Origin of the sequence: Actinokineospora fastidiosa, from assembly GCF_014648415.1 — a bacterium.
Classification (GTDB): domain Bacteria; phylum Actinomycetota; class Actinomycetes; order Mycobacteriales; family Pseudonocardiaceae; genus Actinokineospora; species Actinokineospora fastidiosa.
This window is the reverse complement of the sequence record NZ_BMRB01000002.1, coordinates 208,387-224,601: the sequence shown is the minus strand read 5'-3', so window position 1 is coordinate 224,601 and position 16,215 is coordinate 208,387. Positions and strand designations below refer to the sequence as shown.

Annotated in this window: 16 protein-coding genes; 8 read left to right on the top strand and 8 right to left on the bottom strand. The window is 73.7% G+C overall.

Annotation, left to right across the window (positions count from 1 at the left end; translation table 11 throughout):
- Positions 1–478: 478 nt before the first annotated feature.
- From IEY98_RS11095 to IEY98_RS11080, 4 genes are all read right to left on the bottom strand, one after another.
- On the bottom strand, positions 479–3,316 hold the full coding sequence (locus IEY98_RS11095; RefSeq protein WP_189210350.1) for an alkaline phosphatase D family protein: 2,838 nt from the start codon (positions 3,314–3,316) through the stop codon (positions 479–481).
- Positions 3,313–5,691, bottom strand: a complete 2,379-nt coding sequence (locus tag IEY98_RS11090) for a PEP/pyruvate-binding domain-containing protein (RefSeq protein WP_189210349.1) — start codon at positions 5,689–5,691, stop codon at positions 3,313–3,315. Before IEY98_RS11090 ends, IEY98_RS11095 begins: the two co-directional genes overlap by 4 nt.
- 11 nt (positions 5,692–5,702) lie before the next feature.
- Positions 5,703–6,017: a hypothetical protein gene (locus tag IEY98_RS11085; protein WP_189210348.1), complete on the bottom strand. Its 315-nt coding sequence runs from the start codon at positions 6,015–6,017 to the stop codon at positions 5,703–5,705.
- A gap of 239 nt (positions 6,018–6,256) precedes the next feature.
- The gene (locus tag IEY98_RS11080; RefSeq protein ID WP_189210347.1) at positions 6,257–6,538 is read right to left on the bottom strand and encodes a 2TM domain-containing protein; all 282 of its coding nucleotides are present in this window, start codon (positions 6,536–6,538) and stop codon (positions 6,257–6,259) included.
- A gap of 248 nt (positions 6,539–6,786) precedes the next feature.
- Here IEY98_RS11080 and IEY98_RS11075 point away from each other — a divergent pair, with 248 nt between their 5' ends.
- From IEY98_RS11075 to IEY98_RS11055, 5 genes are all read left to right on the top strand, one after another.
- Positions 6,787–7,767, top strand: a complete 981-nt coding sequence (locus tag IEY98_RS11075; RefSeq protein WP_189211723.1) for a zinc-binding alcohol dehydrogenase family protein — start codon at positions 6,787–6,789, stop codon at positions 7,765–7,767.
- A 29-nt stretch (positions 7,768–7,796) separates the two neighbouring features.
- On the top strand, positions 7,797–9,104 hold the full coding sequence (locus tag IEY98_RS11070; RefSeq protein WP_229786812.1) for a wax ester/triacylglycerol synthase domain-containing protein: 1,308 nt from the start codon (positions 7,797–7,799) through the stop codon (positions 9,102–9,104).
- Positions 9,105–9,263: 159 nt separating this feature from the next.
- The gene (locus tag IEY98_RS11065) at positions 9,264–9,713 is read left to right on the top strand and encodes a hypothetical protein (RefSeq protein WP_229786811.1); all 450 of its coding nucleotides are present in this window, start codon (positions 9,264–9,266) and stop codon (positions 9,711–9,713) included.
- Positions 9,714–9,830: 117 nt separating this feature from the next.
- On the top strand, positions 9,831–10,490 hold the full coding sequence (locus IEY98_RS11060) for a CBS domain-containing protein (protein WP_189210346.1): 660 nt from the start codon (positions 9,831–9,833) through the stop codon (positions 10,488–10,490).
- 208 nt (positions 10,491–10,698) lie between these two features.
- The gene (locus IEY98_RS11055; protein ID WP_189210345.1) at positions 10,699–11,004 is read left to right on the top strand and encodes a DUF4342 domain-containing protein; all 306 of its coding nucleotides are present in this window, start codon (positions 10,699–10,701) and stop codon (positions 11,002–11,004) included.
- A 253-nt stretch (positions 11,005–11,257) separates the two neighbouring features.
- Here the strand turns inward: IEY98_RS11055 and IEY98_RS11050 are convergent, their stop codons facing one another.
- The 3 genes from IEY98_RS11050 to IEY98_RS11045 form a co-directional block, all read right to left on the bottom strand.
- Positions 11,258–11,617, bottom strand: coding sequence for a VOC family protein (locus IEY98_RS11050; protein WP_189210344.1), 360 nt, complete (start codon positions 11,615–11,617; stop codon positions 11,258–11,260).
- 174 nt (positions 11,618–11,791) lie between these two features.
- A complete protein-coding gene (locus tag IEY98_RS33090) occupies positions 11,792–11,917 on the bottom strand; it encodes a hypothetical protein (protein WP_268244575.1) in 126 nt (41 codons plus the stop codon).
- A gap of 159 nt (positions 11,918–12,076) precedes the next feature.
- The gene (locus tag IEY98_RS11045) at positions 12,077–13,006 is read right to left on the bottom strand and encodes a GerMN domain-containing protein (protein WP_229786810.1); all 930 of its coding nucleotides are present in this window, start codon (positions 13,004–13,006) and stop codon (positions 12,077–12,079) included.
- 159 nt (positions 13,007–13,165) lie between these two features.
- Between IEY98_RS11045 and IEY98_RS11040 the strand changes: the two genes are divergently transcribed.
- The gene (locus IEY98_RS11040; RefSeq protein WP_189210343.1) at positions 13,166–13,945 is read left to right on the top strand and encodes a universal stress protein; all 780 of its coding nucleotides are present in this window, start codon (positions 13,166–13,168) and stop codon (positions 13,943–13,945) included.
- Positions 13,946–14,214: 269 nt separating this feature from the next.
- A complete protein-coding gene (locus IEY98_RS11035) occupies positions 14,215–15,087 on the top strand; it encodes a nitroreductase family protein (protein ID WP_189210342.1) in 873 nt (290 codons plus the stop codon).
- Between the two features lie 88 nt (positions 15,088–15,175).
- On the opposite strand, the gene IEY98_RS32510 is transcribed toward IEY98_RS11035, so the two are convergent.
- Complete coding sequence (locus IEY98_RS32510) at positions 15,176–15,502, bottom strand: hypothetical protein (protein ID WP_229786809.1); 327 nt, start codon at positions 15,500–15,502, stop codon at positions 15,176–15,178.
- Here IEY98_RS32510 and IEY98_RS11030 point away from each other — a divergent pair.
- On the top strand, positions 15,501–16,178 hold the full coding sequence (locus IEY98_RS11030) for a polysaccharide deacetylase family protein (protein ID WP_229786808.1): 678 nt from the start codon (positions 15,501–15,503) through the stop codon (positions 16,176–16,178). The genes IEY98_RS32510 and IEY98_RS11030 overlap by 2 nt on opposite strands.
- Positions 16,179–16,215 lie beyond the last annotated feature (37 nt).

Sequence of the window (16,215 nt, the reverse complement as noted above, 5' to 3'; positions counted from 1 at the left end):
GGTCGCTCAGCACACCCAGCCGCCGGTGCGATGCAGCGCAGTTCAAGTCCATGAATCGCACTTGTACGATCTACTATCCAGATAATATTTGGCTCCCGAACCAAGCAAGCGCTAATCACAGGAGTGCCAGCGGCTAACTGAACTACGCAAAGACAGCGGAGGACCATATGCCGGATGTCTGCATCGGCGGGCGCGGAAGCGTCATCCGTCGTCGCGGCGTCCCGGTCTCTGGTCTGCGGGCAGAGGCACAGAGCCGCGCCGTCGTCGACCAGGTTTCCCAAACCGTTCGCGGCGATCGCTCAACGGCGCGGACGCAGGTCCCGAACACCGATAGCCGGCAGGTCGTGCCGTTGGGGACTTGGCCGACACTCTCGAACGAGCAAAACGCGCGATGGCGGTTGCCGTAGCGCACCCGCGGGATCCGGCGGGTGCTGTTGCCTGTGATCACGCATCGAAGCGCGATCGCGCGCTTTGCGGTTCACCGCGCTGGAAGCGTGAAACGTTGCTGGACGAGCACGGTGCCGCGCCAGTCACGGCCGGTGAGGGTGACCTCGATCGAGGAACCGCCGGTATCGGTCACCGAGACCGTGCCGAACTGGCCTGCGCCCGGGAAGACGCCACCGCTGTACGGGCCGCCCTTCACCCCGCCGGGGCGGTCGAGCGCCGCGGCGTGCAGCAGCGGGAATCCCGGCCCGTCGGAGTATCCGGTGTTCGTGCCGTCGTCGACGGCGACCATGTGGGCGTCGCCGCTGACCATCACCAGGTTCCGGACACCCGCGCCTGCGATGGTCGCGGCCAACCGCGCCCGCTCGTCCGGGTAGCCACCCCAGTCATCGCGGCCGGGAGAGGCGGGTGCGACCCACGGGGCGGGGTTCACCCAGACCACCAGTGCATGGCTGCGGCTGGCCGTCACCAGTTCGCGCTGCAGCCAGGCGAGCTGCTGCTTGCCGAGCATGGTGGCCGCCGTGCGCTCGGAGCGCGTGTCGGTCAGCACGAACCGCACGCGGCCGATCGTGAACGCCTGGTGGATCGTGCCGTCAGCTCCACCGGCGAGCGGGTAGTGCGGAACATGACGGGCATAGGCCGCGCGGGCCGCCTGGCGGGTCGGTGCGCTCGCGTCGGCGTCGTTCGGGCCGTAATCGTGGTCGTCCCACACGTAGGCGACGGGCACGCTCCGGTACAGCGCCGCCTGGGCGGGCGCGGTGAGGACCCGCCCGTACAAGCTCGCGAACCGTTCGACGTCGTTCTCGGCCGGGTTGCCGTAGTGCACATCACCGGTGATCACATACAGGTCGGGGCGGATCGCGCGGATCGCGTCGAAGACGGCGCCGTTGGAGCCGGTGCGGGCGCAACCACCGAAAGCGACCGTCATGGACGCCGGGCCGTCGGGCGCGGTCCGCAGTTCACCCACTCCGCGGGAGGCGTCCGCGACGCCGTCCACCTCGATCTCGTAGCGGTAGGCGGTGCCCGGAGCCAACCCGACGGCCACCATCCGCACGACGCCGTCGGCGCCCACCACCTCCTCCGGCGACGAGCGGACCGGCGCTGCTCCTGCTGAGGGTGCGATCCCCAAACGCGCTCGCCGGGCGCCCTCGGCGAGCTTGGCGACGACGACGGCCGATTCCGTGGTGACCCCGCCCGCCCATGACCAGACGACCCGGTCGACGGGCAGGATCGGGGCCGTGGAGGCGGGGTGAGCGGGGCCGTAGTACCGGTCGTAGATCGTCAAGGCGCCCACCCAGGTCCCGCTCAGCAGCAGGGTTGTGGAGACGGCGAGGACCGCGATGGCGCGGAGGGTCCGCCGGTGCTGCCACACCAGCCAGAAGCCGACCGCGGGCGCGAGGAAGACCAGTGCGACCGCCAGGCTGACCAGCGGGTGGTAGGCCAGTGCCGCCAACGTGCCCAGGACGCTCCCCGCCAGCGCGAGCAGAAGCGCTCCCGCCGCTTCCCACCGCAGGGCCACCAGCCATCCCACGGCGACCAGCCCGAGCAGCGCCAGCTGCAGCGGCCCCGCGACCCGCCCGCCGACGCCGTCCCCCTCGGGGTTCGCGGGCAGCCCGACGACCAATGCCAGCGCACCGAAGCCCGCGACCGTGATCGGCACCCAGATGCGGGCCGCCCATCGGACGGTGTGCTCCACCCGCCAGGGCAGGCGAAGCAGACCCGTCGCCCCCGGGTGGTGCGGGACCGAGAGCGGGCAGTCGCCGCAATGCCGATGCCAGCGCGGGTACGCCAACGCCCACCAACCTGTCAGCGCCGCGGCAGCGCCCCACAGCGCGCCCGCCGTCATATCCGACCACCAGTGCGCCCCGGTCTGCAGTGAAGTGAGGCCCGCGGCGACGGCGACCGCGGCGAGCAGCGCGGCTCCCGCCCAGGCCAACCAGGCGCGCCGGGTGAGCACGAGCAGTGCCATCGGCGCGAAGCCGATGAGCAGCAGCGCCTGGACCTCATGACCGCTCGGGAAGGAGTCCGCGGCGCCGCCCACCGGGCGGTCGCGCGGCACCAGCAGGTCGAGTCCGACGTCCAGCAGCAGCCCGACCGCCGCGGCGATGACGTAGGCCACCGGCACCGCGGTGCAGCGGACCGCTGCCAGTCCGATCACCGCGACCGCCGCCAGGTACACCGGCAACGGTCCCAACGGGTCGAACACGCCCAGTCCGGCCAGTCCGTCCAGGCCGGGCGCGGTGGCGGCCACCCATGCGTCCACCGCGGCCAGCCGGTGCGGCGCTCCGGCCACCACGAAGGTGAAGATCGCCGCTGCCGCCCCGGTCAGGGCGGCGGCCCAGCCCAGCAGTAGCACGCTCACCACCCGCGGCGCGGTGGGCGGCTGACCGAGCGGGCTGTGTGCCAGCAGCGGAAGCTGCCACCGGGCGGGCTTCGGCCAGCGGAGGAATGCGACCGCGCACACCGCGGCGACGACGGACAGTGCCATCGACACCCCCAGCGACGCCGCCCACAACCACACGATGTTCTCGACGAAGCCGTTCGGGCGGAAATAGTTCGCCGTCGCGCCGATGGCGACGTAGACGGCGAAACCCGCCGAGCTCAGCGCGGCCAGCAGATAACCGGCCCTCGGCCGCAGCCCTGCCGCGAGGGCACGGTGCGCGGGCTCGCCGGTCAGCACGTGGTGCGCGGTGGCGTGCGCTTCCAAGGCCGCCCGGCGCGAGTGCCCGCGCCTGTTCCGGCCGTGCAGCGCGTCACGGACCAGCGTGAACAGCGAGATCAGAATGCCCGCGCTCATGATGGCGGGAACGAAGATGTGTGTGCGGGTGATGTCGAGGTCCGAGAGCCAGTCCTCGCGTGCTTTCCGGTTCACCTGGGTCCCTCCTGACCGCCGACGGCTTCCAAGTGGACGATCCGGGCCCCGGAGGCGGGGCGGCCGGGCTCCGGGTGGATGATCACGACGCCCGCGTCGCCGTCGACGGTCACCAGTCGTCCGTCGAGCAGCGCGGTGGCGCCCGCCAGGTTGAGCACTGCCGGAACGCCCAGCTCCCGGGCGACGATGGCGGCGTGCGAGAGCGGACCGCCGCGCTCCACCACGATCGCCCCCGCCCGGGCGAACAGCGGCGACCAGGCCGCGTCCGTCGCGGTGGCGACGAGGACCTCGCCGTCGTCCAGTGCCGAGATCACCGGATCGATGACCGCGCGGGCGCGTCCGGTGTGCCTGCCGGGGCTCGCGGCCCAGCCCGACACCTGATCCCCGACCGCGTCCGCCGGGCCGCCGGGACGGGGAACGCCGGTGAACCGGACCGGCAGCGGGCCATCGGCGCGCTGCCGGTCCAGCCGCCGTGCGCGGTGGGCCAGCACGACCGGCGGTGGGGCCGCGCCGCGCAACGCGGGAGCCAACTCGCGGTCACGAAGCAGGTCCACCTGCTCGGCGTCGGCCAGTCGGCCGCGCTCGACCAGCCTCCGGCCCAGTTCCACGTGCACCCTGCGGACCTCGCCGCCGACGATCAGGACGGCGGCCTTGGTCCGCTCGCGGCGGGCAAGGCCGTCGGCGGCATCCCGCACCAGGCGACGCAGCAGGTGTATCCGGACGTCGACGATCTGTCCGGTCAGCATCCGCACCCGTCGCCACGCGGGCATCGCGCGCAGACGTCGCTCCAGCTCAGCGAGCGCCTGTTCACCGCCGTGGCTCGGTTCGGCCGCGGAGGAGGGGAGTTCGGACGCCGTCCAGGCCGGACCCGCGAAGATCGCCCTCGACATCCCGGCGCGTCTGATGGCGACACCCGCGCCTGCCGTCACCCGCTGCGCGGTCGAGGCCGCCTGACGCTCACCGACATGCGGGGTGAGGAAACCGATCAGCTGTTGGTATGCCGCGGTGGCCGCGGAGGCCACCGTGATCTCCACCGTCATGGCCCGGCCTCCGAGCGCGACCAGGCGTCCGCGGTAGGCCAGGAGGTCCTCATCGGACCGTCCGGTCAGATCAGGGCGGGCGGTGGCGATCTCGTCGGCGGCGCCGATCACCACCTCGGACTCCAACACTGCCCGCTTGCGCACAGCGGCGACGCGAAGACCGTGTGTCGCGGCCCGGAGCGGTCGTCGCCGTCCCGGCCGCGTGTCGCCCACGGCGGCGCCGAAGTACTGGCCCTCGATCTCGTCCTCGGCGACCCCTGGCATGGCGCTCGCCGCCGTGCGGAGGAGATCCAGGTCCAGCGCGGCACGCCCGCGCACCCGCCGGACGAATCGCGGTCCGGTCGCCGGTAGTCCGCGCAGCTCGGCGAAGACGTCGCGCAGCGCCTCCTCCACCAAGCCGCCCGCGACATCCCAGACCAGCGGGGGGATCACTCCGGGCAGGGTCTCGCCGATGCCGGTGGCGGTCAGCTCGCTGTCGTCGACCGGCGTGTCACACTCGTCGCCGCGGTCGGGGGCCGCGGTGATCGGCCGGGCCTGCAGCAGCCACAGTCGCGTCCCGTCGTGGGCCCACTCGATGTCCTGGGGCGTGCCGACGGCCTGTTCCACCCGCAGTGCCAGCCGGGCCGCCTCGGCCGCGACCGCGGGCGCCCGGTGATCGGCGGACCGCCGGGGCACGAGCCAGACCTCGGGTGTGCGGGCCCCCGAGACCAGCGACTCGCCGAGCCCGTCCACCGCCTCGACCCGCACCACGTCGGGCGTGCCGCCCGGGTCCGAGGTGAACGCGACCCCGGCGGTGCGGGCGGGCACCATCCGCATGATCACGACGGCCATCGCGATGTCGTGCCCGATGCCCCACAGGGCCCGGTATGCGCGGGGCGCGGGGTGCCACAGCGACGCCCAGGTCAGCCGGACGGCTCGCAGCACGGCATCGTCGCCGTCGACGTCGAGGGTCGACCGGTACTGGCCCGCGAAGGATGCCGACACCATGTCCTCGGCTGTCGCCGACGAGCGCACGGCGACGCGACCGCCACCAGCCACGGCGCGGGCCGCATCGATGATGGCGCCGCTGACCGAGTCGGGTATCGGGACCGTCAGGAACGCGTGGTCGACGGCTGCCGCGGACACGGCGGCGCGGGGGTCGGCGAGACCGGCCAGCAGAGCGGCGATGTCGGGGTGCTCGGCGACCGCGCGGTACGCGGCGGCGGTCACCACGGCCGTCGCGGGGACCGGGAACCCCAGCCTGGTCAGCCGATCCAGCGCGGCGGCCTTCCCGCCCGCGACGGCGTTCGTCAGCGGAGCGCCGTGCCCGACCGGCACGGCAACGGCCTCTGGCATCACCGGCGTCATCACGACTTCCCCGCGGTCGATGGCGCCGCCTCCATTGCCGCCCGGTGGTCGGCGACAGCCCGGTCGACGATCCGCCCGGCGGGCTCCCCGGTCGACGCCGCGTGGTCGTGCAACCAGACCGCGAGGTCGGCCCGCAAACTCGCGGGCTGCCGTCCTCCCCAGCCTGCGGCGAGGGCGGCGATCTGCGCCACCAGGACGGCGGCGAGGATCGTGACCAGGTCCCAGTCGCGCTGGCGGACGACCTCCACCAGACCGATCCCGGTCACGAACAAGGCGGGCGCCATCGCGGCGGTGATGCGGTATCTCGGCAACATGGGCTCACCATCGCCGACCGCCGTGTTTCCTCGAACAGCCTTTCGGCCCGAGTTCGCCGGGACCTAGGAGGCGTTGACGGTGATCCGGGCTGGACGCGATCGTCCTCTGTGGCGTGCGGACGGAGGTCGTCCGCCGAAGCCGCAGGCGTGGTCGGCGGTCGGCAGGCCCGGCAGGTCGACGGTGAACGCCAGGACGGCCGCGGCCCACGTCGAGCGTCGTGGGCCGCGGCCGTCGTCGATCAGCGGGAGCCGGGGAGGCGGTGCCACCTGTTCAGTTCGCGGTCCACGTCGCCTTCGCTGATCGGCTTGGCGAAGAAGGCGTCCCAGGCGTGCGCCAGGACCCCGATGCCCCATGCGGCCATCGGGATGCCGGGCCAGAAGAAGCCGGGCGCCGTGGTGCTGAGCCAGATGACCACCAGCATCGCGTTGGTCGCCAGGTACATGAGCAGGTGCGGGCCGAAGTCGCGGCGGTTCTTGACGCGCTTGCGGGCCTCTTCTCTCGGATCGGTGGTGTCGGCCATGTCGAGCCCTCCCAATGTCGGTTACCGGCCTAGATCGGCAGACTCACCCGGCGTCGGCCGCCCGGATAGGGTCCAGGGCCGCACCAGGGCGCGGACGAACGTCCCCGGCTGCCGAACGACCGGCATCGTCGAGGCCGGGCAGGGGCCGAACGTCCCGGCGGGCCGGGGCCGATCGTTTCTCGAACGGTCATCGGGCCGTCGCGTTGACTGGACCCATGACCATCGAACGCTTCCGGCCGGTGACCACCATGCTGGCCTGGCGCGTCGCGGTCCCGGGGCGGCCGCCGCGGCGGTGCCGCGCGGACGTCCCCGAGCCCGCGCCCGGCGAACTGCTCGTGCGGGTGCTCGCCTGCGGGGTGTGCCGCACCGACCTGCACGTGGTCGACGGTGATCTGCCGGTGCGCCGACCCGGGGTCGTGCCCGGCCACGAGGTCGTCGGCGAGGTCGTGGTGAGTCGGGCTCCGGGGTACGCCCCGGGCGACCGCGTCGGGGTGCCCTGGCTGCGGTCGACCTGCGGCGCGTGCCGGTACTGCCTGCGCGGGCGGGAGAACCTGTGCCCGGACTCCCGCTACACGGGCTGGGACGCCGACGGCGGGTATGCCGAGTACACCACCGTCCCGGCCGGTTTCGCTCTCCCGCTCCCCGAGGGGCCGAGCCCGGTCGTCCTCGCCCCGCTGTTGTGCGCGGGGATCATCGGCTACCACGCGCTGCTGCGCGCCGAGGTCCCGGACGGCGGGGTGCTCGGCGTCTACGGCTTCGGCGCCAGCGCCCACCTCGCCGCCCAGGTGGCGCTTGCGCGCGGGATGACCGTGCACGTGATGACCCGTGCGCCCGCGGCCCGCGAGCTGGCGCTCGACCTCGGCGCAGCGTCCGCCCAGGGCGCCGCCGACGCGCCGCCGCAGCCGCTGGACGGGGCGATCCTGTTCGCACCCGCGGGGGAACTCGTCCCGCCCGCGTTGGCCGCGCTGGACCGCGGCGGCACGCTGGCGGTCGCGGGCATCCACCTGACCGAGGTCCCGCCGCTGGACTATCAGCGGCACCTGTTCCAGGAGCGGCAGCTGCGCAGCGTCACCTCGAACACGCGGGCCCAGGCACGGGAGTTCCTGGACTTCGCCGCGGAGCACCCGCTGCGGGTGGCGACGACCCCCTACCCGCTCGACCGGGCGGGCGCCGCGCTCGACGACCTCAGGGCCGACCGGGTGACCGGCGCCGCCGTCCTGGTCGCCTGAGCGCGGCAGTGATCGGAAAGCAGGCCCGCATGGCGATCGACCGGCTCGGTCCGCTGGATGCCGCGTTCCTTCTGCTGGAGGACGCCGATCCCCGCGCGACCCTGGCGGTCGCCGCGGTCGCGGTCATCGACGGACCGGCGCCCACCCCGGCTGAGCTGCGCGCCATCGTGCGGCCGATCGCCGCCGCCGTGCCGAGGGCGCGCCAGCGCGTGCGCCGCGCGTTCGCCGACGCGTACGCGCCCACCTGGGTCGATGACCCGGACTTCGATCCCGACACCCACGTGTTCCGCGCCTGCGTGCCTCGACTGGGAGGTGACGCCGAGTTGGGCGCGACCGTCGCGGCCATCATGGCGCGGCGGCTCCCCAGGAACCGACCGCTGTGGGAGTGCTGGGCCGTCGAGGGGCTCGCGGACGGGTCGTGGGCGCTGGTGCTCAAGGTCCACCACTGCGTGGCCGACGGGATGTCCGGCATGCGCCTCTACCAGGACATGTTCTCGAGCTCCCCGACATCCGTCCCGCGCCGGGCGCAACCGGGCACCGGCATCACCGACCTGGTCGCGCAGCGGATCGGCGGGGCCCTGTCCCTGGCCTCGGCCCTGGTCCCGACCAGCCCGTCGACGCTCATCGGCCCGATCGGCGACCGCAGGCGCTACCGACCGGTGCGCCTGAGTCTGCCCGACGTGCGGCGCGTCGCCACGACGTTCGCCACAACGGTGAACGACGTGCTGCTCGCCGCCGTGGCGGGCGGACTGCGCACCCTGCTGCTGCACCGGGGCGAACCGCTGGACGCGAACGCCGTGCGGGCGCTGGTGCCGGTCTCCACCCGAGCGCACGCGGTTGACGGCGCCGTGGACAACCAGCTCTCGCTGATGCTGCCGATGCTGCCGGTCCACCTCGGCGACCCTGTCGATCTGCTGAGCGCCGTGCACCGGGCCACGGCCTCGGCCAAGCGCCAGGGGACCGCTGCCGCCGGACGCTCGGCGGTGTCGCTGGCCGCCGCGCTGCCGCACCCGCCCCTGGCCTGGGCGCTGCGGTGCCTCGCCCGCCTGCCCCAGCACAACGTCGTCACCGTCGCCAGCGGGATTCCCGGTCCCCGCCACCGGATGGAGCTGTTCGGGCGCACTGTCCGCGCCCTCTACCCGTACGTCCCCATCGCGCTGCGCATGCGGACCGCGATCGGCATGCTCAGCTACGACGACCAGGTGTGCGTCGGCATCACCGCCGACCACGACACGGTCCCCGACGTGGCGGTGCTCGCCGCGGGGATCGAGCACACGGCCGGTGCCCTGCGGACGGCCGCCGACGGCTTCGCGGCAGTCGTGGGCGGCAGGCGCTGACCCGCGCGCCCAGGACCATCGCCCCGCCCCGGAAGGCCGTGCGGCGACGAAGGCCAGGACCAAGTTCCACCGCCGGACGGGAACCACGTCGGTAGTGGCGGACCTCCGCCGAGCGGACCGTTGACACCAGGAAACCGCTGCACGGGAAAGGCGAGGACGATGTTCGAGAACCGACCGGCGCAGACCGACTTCGCGGCGCCCCCGGCGGGTCCCGCCGTCCACCCCCGGTACGCCGACCTGCCCGACCCGCGCCTCGCGCGGCGGCTGACCGGCGAGGACGCCGCCGAGGAGCAGGGACTCGACCCGTTCGAGCGGGTCACCTGCAGGCTCCACCGCCGCTGGCTGCACACCTGCGTGCATTCCCCGACCCACGTCGTCGCCGTCTCCGGATACCGGTGGTGCCGCGACTGCGCCTGCCCCGCCGCGGTCGCCATCGACCAGCTCACCGGCGACGTCCGCGTCACCTGCACCCGCTGCGGCCGCGTCCCCGACTCGCGGGCGACCCGCCAACTCGTCCGCACCTGCCGGGCGAGCGTCGCCGCCGCCACGGACACCTCCGACGGAGACGCCGTGCGCTCCCTGCGTCGTCAGCACTCCCGACGCCAGTAGTCCCCGCCCCCCGGGGACTTTGGGCCGCTCCGGCAGCGGACGCGGGCGTTCACGCTGGACGCGGACCCGATCGAGCCGTTGGAGGACACCGTGCGCGAACCGACCGTTGCATCGTTGATGACAGACCAGGTGATCACGGCGACACCGGACACCCGGTTCAAGGACCTGGTGGCGCTGCTCGCGGAGAACGCTATCAGCGCGGTGCCCGTCGTCGACGACGGGCGCGTCGTCGGGGTGGTGTCCGAGGCCGACCTGCTGCCCAAAGAGGAGTACCGCGGCGGCGCCGACGACCCGCCCGGCCTCTTCGCGGGCAAGGCGGCACGCAAGCGCTGGGCCCAAGCGCACGCGCTCACCGCCGCGGACCTGATGACCACACCGGTACGGACTATCCGTCCCGACGCCCGCGCCGCCGCGGCGGCCCACGCGATGGCGGAGGCGGGCGTGCGCAGGCTCTTCGTCGTGAGCCCGGACGGCGCCCTCGTGGGCGTGTTGTCGCGCCGCGACCTGCTCAAGGTGTTCGTCCGCAGGGACGACGAACTGGTCGCCGCGATCCGTGACGAGGTCCTGGGCCGTTCCCTGTGGCTCACGCCGGGAACGGTCGACGTCGATGTCAAGGACGGCGTGGTGACCATACGCGGGGAGGTGGAGCGCCGCAGCGAGGTGGGCATCGCGGGCTACCTGGCGAGCGTGACCCCGGGTGTGGTCGCTGTCCACAACCACATCTCCGCGACCTGGGACGACACGGTCCCGCCCCGCCGCGAGGACGTCCGTGGCTGAGGGCGGCGTCCGGTGGCCGCGGATGCCCCGCCGCGGCCACCGGACCCACGCCCGGCCTTGGGCAGGCAAGGGCGGACAGGACGAACGCTTCCCCGCCGTGCGCCTTTGGTCCCTCGCCCGGGCCTGCCCGCGGTCAGTTCGCTGAGAGCAGGGCAGGACCCGCCGGAGCGCGGGCCTGCCGGGAAACCGAACCGGAGGAGGAACCGGGATGACGAGCCGAGCACCGACCCGAGCGGAGTCCGCCCGCGTCGACGGGCGCCAGGTGGCCGACAGGATCAAGACCCTCGTGCGCGAGGGGAACAGCCGCCACCTGGTGGTGAAGGACAAGAGCGGCAAACGGGTGATCGAGATGCCGGTGACCGCGGGCGTCGTCGCCGCGGTGGTCGCCCCCGTGGTGTCCGCCGTCGGCGCCCTCGCGGCCTTGGCGAACCGCTGGACGATCGCGGTCGAGCCCACGGGCCGCGACGCCGCGATCCAGGGCACGGCCGAACCGGACGCCGCGAAAGACGTCTGACGGCCGCCTGCGCGGGCCAGGGGTGTCTTCCCCGGCCCGCGCAGGCGCGTTCATGGCGGGCGTGGCCGATCACCACCGGGTCGTCCCCGCCGACGCACTCGCCCGTCGGCCAAGGTCACCACCGGCTCGGACCGTGGTCCACGGCACGGCCGCACGGGATCGACGATGGTGATCACGCCGACCGGACCGGGACCGATCCGGCCGTATCGGGGTGACAAGAGGCCCACTGGGTCCGGCCGGGTCGGTCCGACCGTCAGGAAGACGCGCCTGCCGTCTGCATCAAGCCGATCGTGTTGCCGTCCGGGTCCTGGAAGAGCGCGAACGACCCGACGCCCTCGATCGGCATGGGCTCCACGGCGACCGCACCGCCCAACGCCACCGCCCGGTCCAGGCTCGCCCGCAGATCCTCGACCTGGACGTAGACCGTGACGTAGGTCGGGATGTCCTCGGTGGCCTCCATCAGCCCGCCGCCGATGCCCCCGTCCTGGGGGCTGATGAGCGAGTACCCCGGCCCCGCGGGCTCCAGCTGCCAGCCGAAGAGGTCGCGGTAGAACGCGCCCGCGCGCTCGCCGTCCTTGGTGCCGATCTCGAAATGGACAACCGGGTGGGTCATGGTGGACTCCTCGTATTCGACAGTGGTCGGGAAAGCACCAGCGTGCTGTCCCGTGCGCGGACGGGACCACCGCCGGACGTCCTCGCCGACCGATGGCGTTCGGCCCTTCGCAGGTGGCCTGCCGCCCTCGTTCCTCGGATCGACTGGAGTGGACGGTGGTGGTGGTCGTCGTCCTCATGGGATTGCGGTGTACGCCGACAACGTCAGCGCGAGCGCGGCCAGGGCCGTGGAGTCCACGCGCGTCGACGCCGTGGTCACGCTTTTCGCGGCCTGCGCGCTCCTGGCGGGTCTGCTGGTCATGTGCGGCGCAATCCTGGACCGATGGCGAGCCCGGGCGTGGGCGAGCGAGTGGTCGGCGATCGCCCCCCCAAATGGAGCCGTGAGTGCGGCTGAGGGCGCTCGGGGTCTGACCACCGCCTGACCCCGAGCGCCGGACGGGACACCGAGGGCGGCCCGCGCTCAGCCCAGTCGGATCGGCGTGACGCCGACCTCGACGCGGGACCCGTCCTTCGGCGAGTGGTACCAGGCGATCAGCTTGCCGAGGCCCGGCCTGGCGCCGCTGAAGCGCAGCGTCACATCGAACGTGCCGCGGGTGCCGGTGCCGGAGGTGGCCTGGACGCGCGCGGTGGTCAGCGTGCGGCCCGCCGCGTCGCGGACGTCGAGGTGGAAGACGGCCTCGAAGGTGTTCGCCGTGCCCCACACCCGCAGCGGGCTGCGGACCTGGGCGTAGGCCACGGGGGAGTCGGGCAGCACGACCGGGGTCTGGTCCTCGTAGTCGGCCCGGACGAGCGGGTGGTCGATGACGATGCCCTCGCCGCTGAACACGCGCACGGGCACGCCGTCGAGCCACAGGGCCACCCGGTCGACGGTGCTGAACCGGGTCAGGGTGAAGGTGAGCTGGGCGAGCCGGGCGAACATCGACGCCGACCCCCCGCCGCTCGCGAACGCCCCGGTCAGGTCGACGGTCGCGGTGCCGCCCCTGATCGTCAGCCCGCGCAGCGCGACACCGGACGGCACCGCGGTCCGGTAGCCCGCCGCCCGCTCTGCGGCGGTCGGGCCCGCCAGCAGGGCACGCACGGCGTCACCGGCGACCGCGGGCGGGGTGGCGGTCCGGAGCACGGGGTAGACCTTCTCGCCGCGCAGGAAGTAGGCGGCGGTCTGGACCGTGCCCGCCGGAAGCGGCCGGGTCGTCGTCGGGCGTGGGGTGGGCGGCGGAGCAGGCTTGCTCGTCGTCGTCGGTGTCGTCGACACCGCCGTTGAGGTGGTGGTCGTGGTCGTCGTGGTCGTCGTGGTCGGGGCTGCGGCAGGCGGGGCGGCCTCGCCGCACCCCGCCAGGGCCAGCGCGCCCGCGGTGAGGGCGGCGGCGACGCGCGCGGTTGTGCTCGACATGGTGGGGATTCCTTCCGCGATCGGGTTTTCGGCAACTATCAGCCGCGGTGGGGCGCGCTGATGAGCGACGAAGGTCCCGCCTTTCAGAGCGTTTGGCACGCGTCCGCTCGGCTCTCCGCAGGGCATGGTCGAGTGGACGTCGAACGGAGGGAGGCCGCCATGTCCGGACGGCCGGTCGTGGTCGGGGTGGACGGTTCGGAGCAGGCGCTGGCCGCTGTGGAGTGGGCGGCGCGCGCGGCCAAGGGGCGTCCGCTGCGGATCGTGCACGCGGGCAGTGGGCCCGGTGTGGTCGAGGCCGCGGTGGAACTGGCCATGCGGGTTGAGCCCGGTGCTGCCGTCGCGGGCCGGACAGTGCCCGGTGGCCCCGCCGACGCGCTCCTGCGGCAGGACGCGGACCTGGTGGTCGTCGGCTCGCACAGCGGGGCGGCGGGCGCCCTCCTGGGCTCCACGGCGCTGCGGGTCGCCGCCGACGCGGCCTGCCCGGTGGTCGTGGTCCGACCGGTCGTCGACGAGCCCGGCCCGCCGGAGTCCCGCGGACTGGTGGTGGCCGGGGTCGACGGGTCGGCCGCATCGGCCGCCGTGATCGAGTTCGCGGTAGCGGAGGCGGCACGGCTCGGCACCGGTGTCGTGGGCGCGATGGTGGCCCCGGTGCGCCCGTTGCGCGGCACCGACGTGCTGCTGGAGGAGGACGAGGCGCCCGAGCACGCCCGCCTGCTCGCCGAGTGCCTGGCGGGCTGGCCGGACAAGCACCCCGACGTCCCGGTCAGCCGGGTGCTGCTGGCGGGCCGCCCTGCGCGGCTGCTGACCGGTCTGGCACTGGGCGCGCGCTTGCTCGTGGTGGGGTCCCGCGGTCTGGGCGGCGTGCGCGGGCAGCTGCTGGGGTCGACCAGCCAGGCCGTGCTGAAGCACGCGCCCTGCCCGGTGGCGGTCATCCACTGAGGACCGCCCCCCGGACGATCCGCTGACATCGGACGTCCCGTTGCCCCGGGACGTTCGACCCTCCCCGGGCGTAGTCCCGGTCCGGAGGCTGAGTGGCGCGAACCGAGAACAAGGAGAACGGCATGGGCGACGTGGACGGGGACATCGCGCGTGACGAGACCCCGTGGCATCGACTAGGGGTCGTTGTGCGTGGTGGTGAGCGGCCCGCGCGCCGCGAGAGTGCGCGGAGCGGAGGCCGCGGGCATTGGACGCACGCGGAAGAGGTCGTCATGGCCGCGGCCACCGGCCGCGCTCCTTCGGCGCGCAATTCGCAGCCGTGGGCGCTCGAGACACGTGGGCGCGATGTCCTGCTTGTCGAGCGGGTCGATGGGCGACCGCCCGCGCACGACCCGACCGGCCGGGACCGGCTCATCTCCTGCGGGGCGGCGCTGGCGAATCTGCGGGTGGCGGTGCGCAGGCTCGGATGGGCGGAGTCCTGGCGGGAGTATCCGCTGCCCGACCGCCGCGACGTCGTGGCGCTGGTGCGTGCGGGCGCGTGGTCGGAGCCGACAGCGGCCGAGATGTCCCGGTACGCCGCGATCGGGGCGCGGCGCAGCCATCGCCCCCCGTTCGCGAGTCCGCCCGCGGAGCCCGCACGCCTGGTGGAGGAGAGTGACGTGGCGGGCGCGGCGGTCGTCCTGCTCGACGGGCAGGCGCGGGACGAGGCCCTGGCCCGGCTGCTCCGGCACGCGGTGGACCTGATCGGGAAGGACCCGGCCTGCCGGGCCGAGCTGTCGGCGTGGACGGAGCCGAGGTCATGGGACGGGCTCGACGCGGGCGCGGCGCAGGACCCCGTCGTGCAGGCCGCGCGGTTCTCGGGCGAAGCGCACTTCGTGGTGACCACCACGGGTGACGGCCCCGGCGACCACCTGCGCGCGGGCGTTGCCCTCGAGCAGACCTGGCTGGCCGCGACCTCGATGGGCCTCGCGGCCTCCGTCATCACCCAGCCGCTGCACCTTCCCGAGGTCCGAGCCGGGCTGGTCGAGGCCGCGGAACTGCCCGGATTCCCCCAGGCCGTCCTGCGGGTGGGTGTCCCGGCCGTCGACATCGCCCCGACCCCCCGACGCCCGGTGACCGCCGTGCTGCTCGATCCCGCAACCTGACGGCACGGAACCGGTTTCCTGAGCGGCTCCCAACCCACGCGGACACCCTGCGCGCCGGGAACGGCGGGCTCGGCTCCGCGATCAGCCCTTATCGGGACGGGACTTCCGACCCGCGCACCGGATCGATCGCTAATGGACCCTGCTCCGTGAGGAAGGTGATTTCGATGGCCGCTTGGTTCAGGCAGCACAAGGTGATCGTCGCGGGCTCGGCCGGACTGGTGCTGGCGTTGGTGGTGGCGATCGCGGTGCTGACCACCAGGGACCGGGAAGACCCCGATGGCGCCCTGCCCACCATGACGACCACCACGTCCACCACACCGAGCACGCCGCGTTCCACGACGTCGACACGACCGCCCACAAGCACACCGACGACCACGCCGACCACGGCGCGACCCACGCGGACGACCCGGCCCATGACGACCACCCGGCCACCCACGACGACGCCGTTTCCCGCGGGCCTGCGCGGCCAGGACGTGACGCGGATTCCGACGACCGCGAAGGTCGTCGCGCTCACCTTCGACGCGGGCGCCGACTCCGCAGGCCTGCCGTCCATCCTGCGGACCCTGGCCGACCAGCGCGTGCCCGCGACCTTCTTCCTCACCGGAAGCTGGGCGAAGGACAATCCCGCAGGCGTGCGGTCCATCGCCGCGGCGGGCCACCGCGTCGGCAACCACTCGATGACCCACCCGCACATGACCGCTCTGTCCGCCGCGGACATCACCGGAGAACTGCGCCGCGCCGAGACCGCGATCCGGAGTGCCGGAGCGGACCCTCGGCCGCTGTTCCGCTTCCCCTTCGGGGATCGCGACGCCCGCGCCATCCGCGCGGTGAACGACACCGGTTACGCCGCGGTCCGGTGGACGGTGGACACCCTGGGCTGGAAGGGGACCAGCGGTGGCATGACCGCCAGCCGGGTGACCGACCGGGTGCTCGGCGCCCTCCAGCCGGGTGAGATCGTCCTGATGCACATCGGCTCCAACCCCGACGACAGGACGACCCTCGACGCCGACGCGCTGCCCGCGACCATCGCCGCCCTGCGCGACCGGGGATACCGGTTCGTCACCCTCGACCGCCTGCTCACCGGAGCATGATCTGTCGTAGGGCTGTTGGTCGGGGGGCGGGCTCCGT

What these genes read in the sequence shown, in the direction of transcription:
- IEY98_RS11060 (WP_189210346.1), top strand. Translation starts at nt 9,831, where the DNA reads ATGACAGACCAGGTGATCACGGCGACACCGGACACCCGGTTCAAGGAC.
- IEY98_RS11030 (WP_229786808.1), top strand. Translation starts at nt 15,501, where the DNA reads ATGACGACCACCCGGCCACCCACGACGACGCCGTTTCCCGCGGGCCTG.
- IEY98_RS33090 (WP_268244575.1), bottom strand. Translation starts at nt 11,917, where the DNA reads ATGACCAGCAGACCCGCCAGGAGCGCGCAGGCCGCGAAAAGCGTGACC.
- IEY98_RS11070 (WP_229786812.1), top strand. Translation starts at nt 7,797, where the DNA reads ATGGCGATCGACCGGCTCGGTCCGCTGGATGCCGCGTTCCTTCTGCTG.
- IEY98_RS11075 (WP_189211723.1), top strand. Translation starts at nt 6,787, where the DNA reads ATGCTGGCCTGGCGCGTCGCGGTCCCGGGGCGGCCGCCGCGGCGGTGC.
- IEY98_RS11040 (WP_189210343.1), top strand. Translation starts at nt 13,166, where the DNA reads ATGTCCGGACGGCCGGTCGTGGTCGGGGTGGACGGTTCGGAGCAGGCG.
- IEY98_RS11050 (WP_189210344.1), bottom strand. Translation starts at nt 11,617, where the DNA reads ATGACCCACCCGGTTGTCCATTTCGAGATCGGCACCAAGGACGGCGAG.
- IEY98_RS11045 (WP_229786810.1), bottom strand. Translation starts at nt 13,006, where the DNA reads ATGTCGAGCACAACCGCGCGCGTCGCCGCCGCCCTCACCGCGGGCGCG.
- IEY98_RS11080 (WP_189210347.1), bottom strand. Translation starts at nt 6,538, where the DNA reads ATGGCCGACACCACCGATCCGAGAGAAGAGGCCCGCAAGCGCGTCAAG.
- IEY98_RS11035 (WP_189210342.1), top strand. Translation starts at nt 14,215, where the DNA reads ATGGCCGCGGCCACCGGCCGCGCTCCTTCGGCGCGCAATTCGCAGCCG.
- IEY98_RS11055 (WP_189210345.1), top strand. Translation starts at nt 10,699, where the DNA reads ATGACGAGCCGAGCACCGACCCGAGCGGAGTCCGCCCGCGTCGACGGG.
- IEY98_RS11085 (WP_189210348.1), bottom strand. Translation starts at nt 6,017, where the DNA reads ATGTTGCCGAGATACCGCATCACCGCCGCGATGGCGCCCGCCTTGTTC.
- IEY98_RS11090 (WP_189210349.1), bottom strand. Translation starts at nt 5,691, where the DNA reads ATGCCAGAGGCCGTTGCCGTGCCGGTCGGGCACGGCGCTCCGCTGACG.
- IEY98_RS11065 (WP_229786811.1), top strand. Translation starts at nt 9,264, where the DNA reads ATGTTCGAGAACCGACCGGCGCAGACCGACTTCGCGGCGCCCCCGGCG.
- IEY98_RS32510 (WP_229786809.1), bottom strand. Translation starts at nt 15,502, where the DNA reads ATGGGCCGGGTCGTCCGCGTGGGTCGCGCCGTGGTCGGCGTGGTCGTC.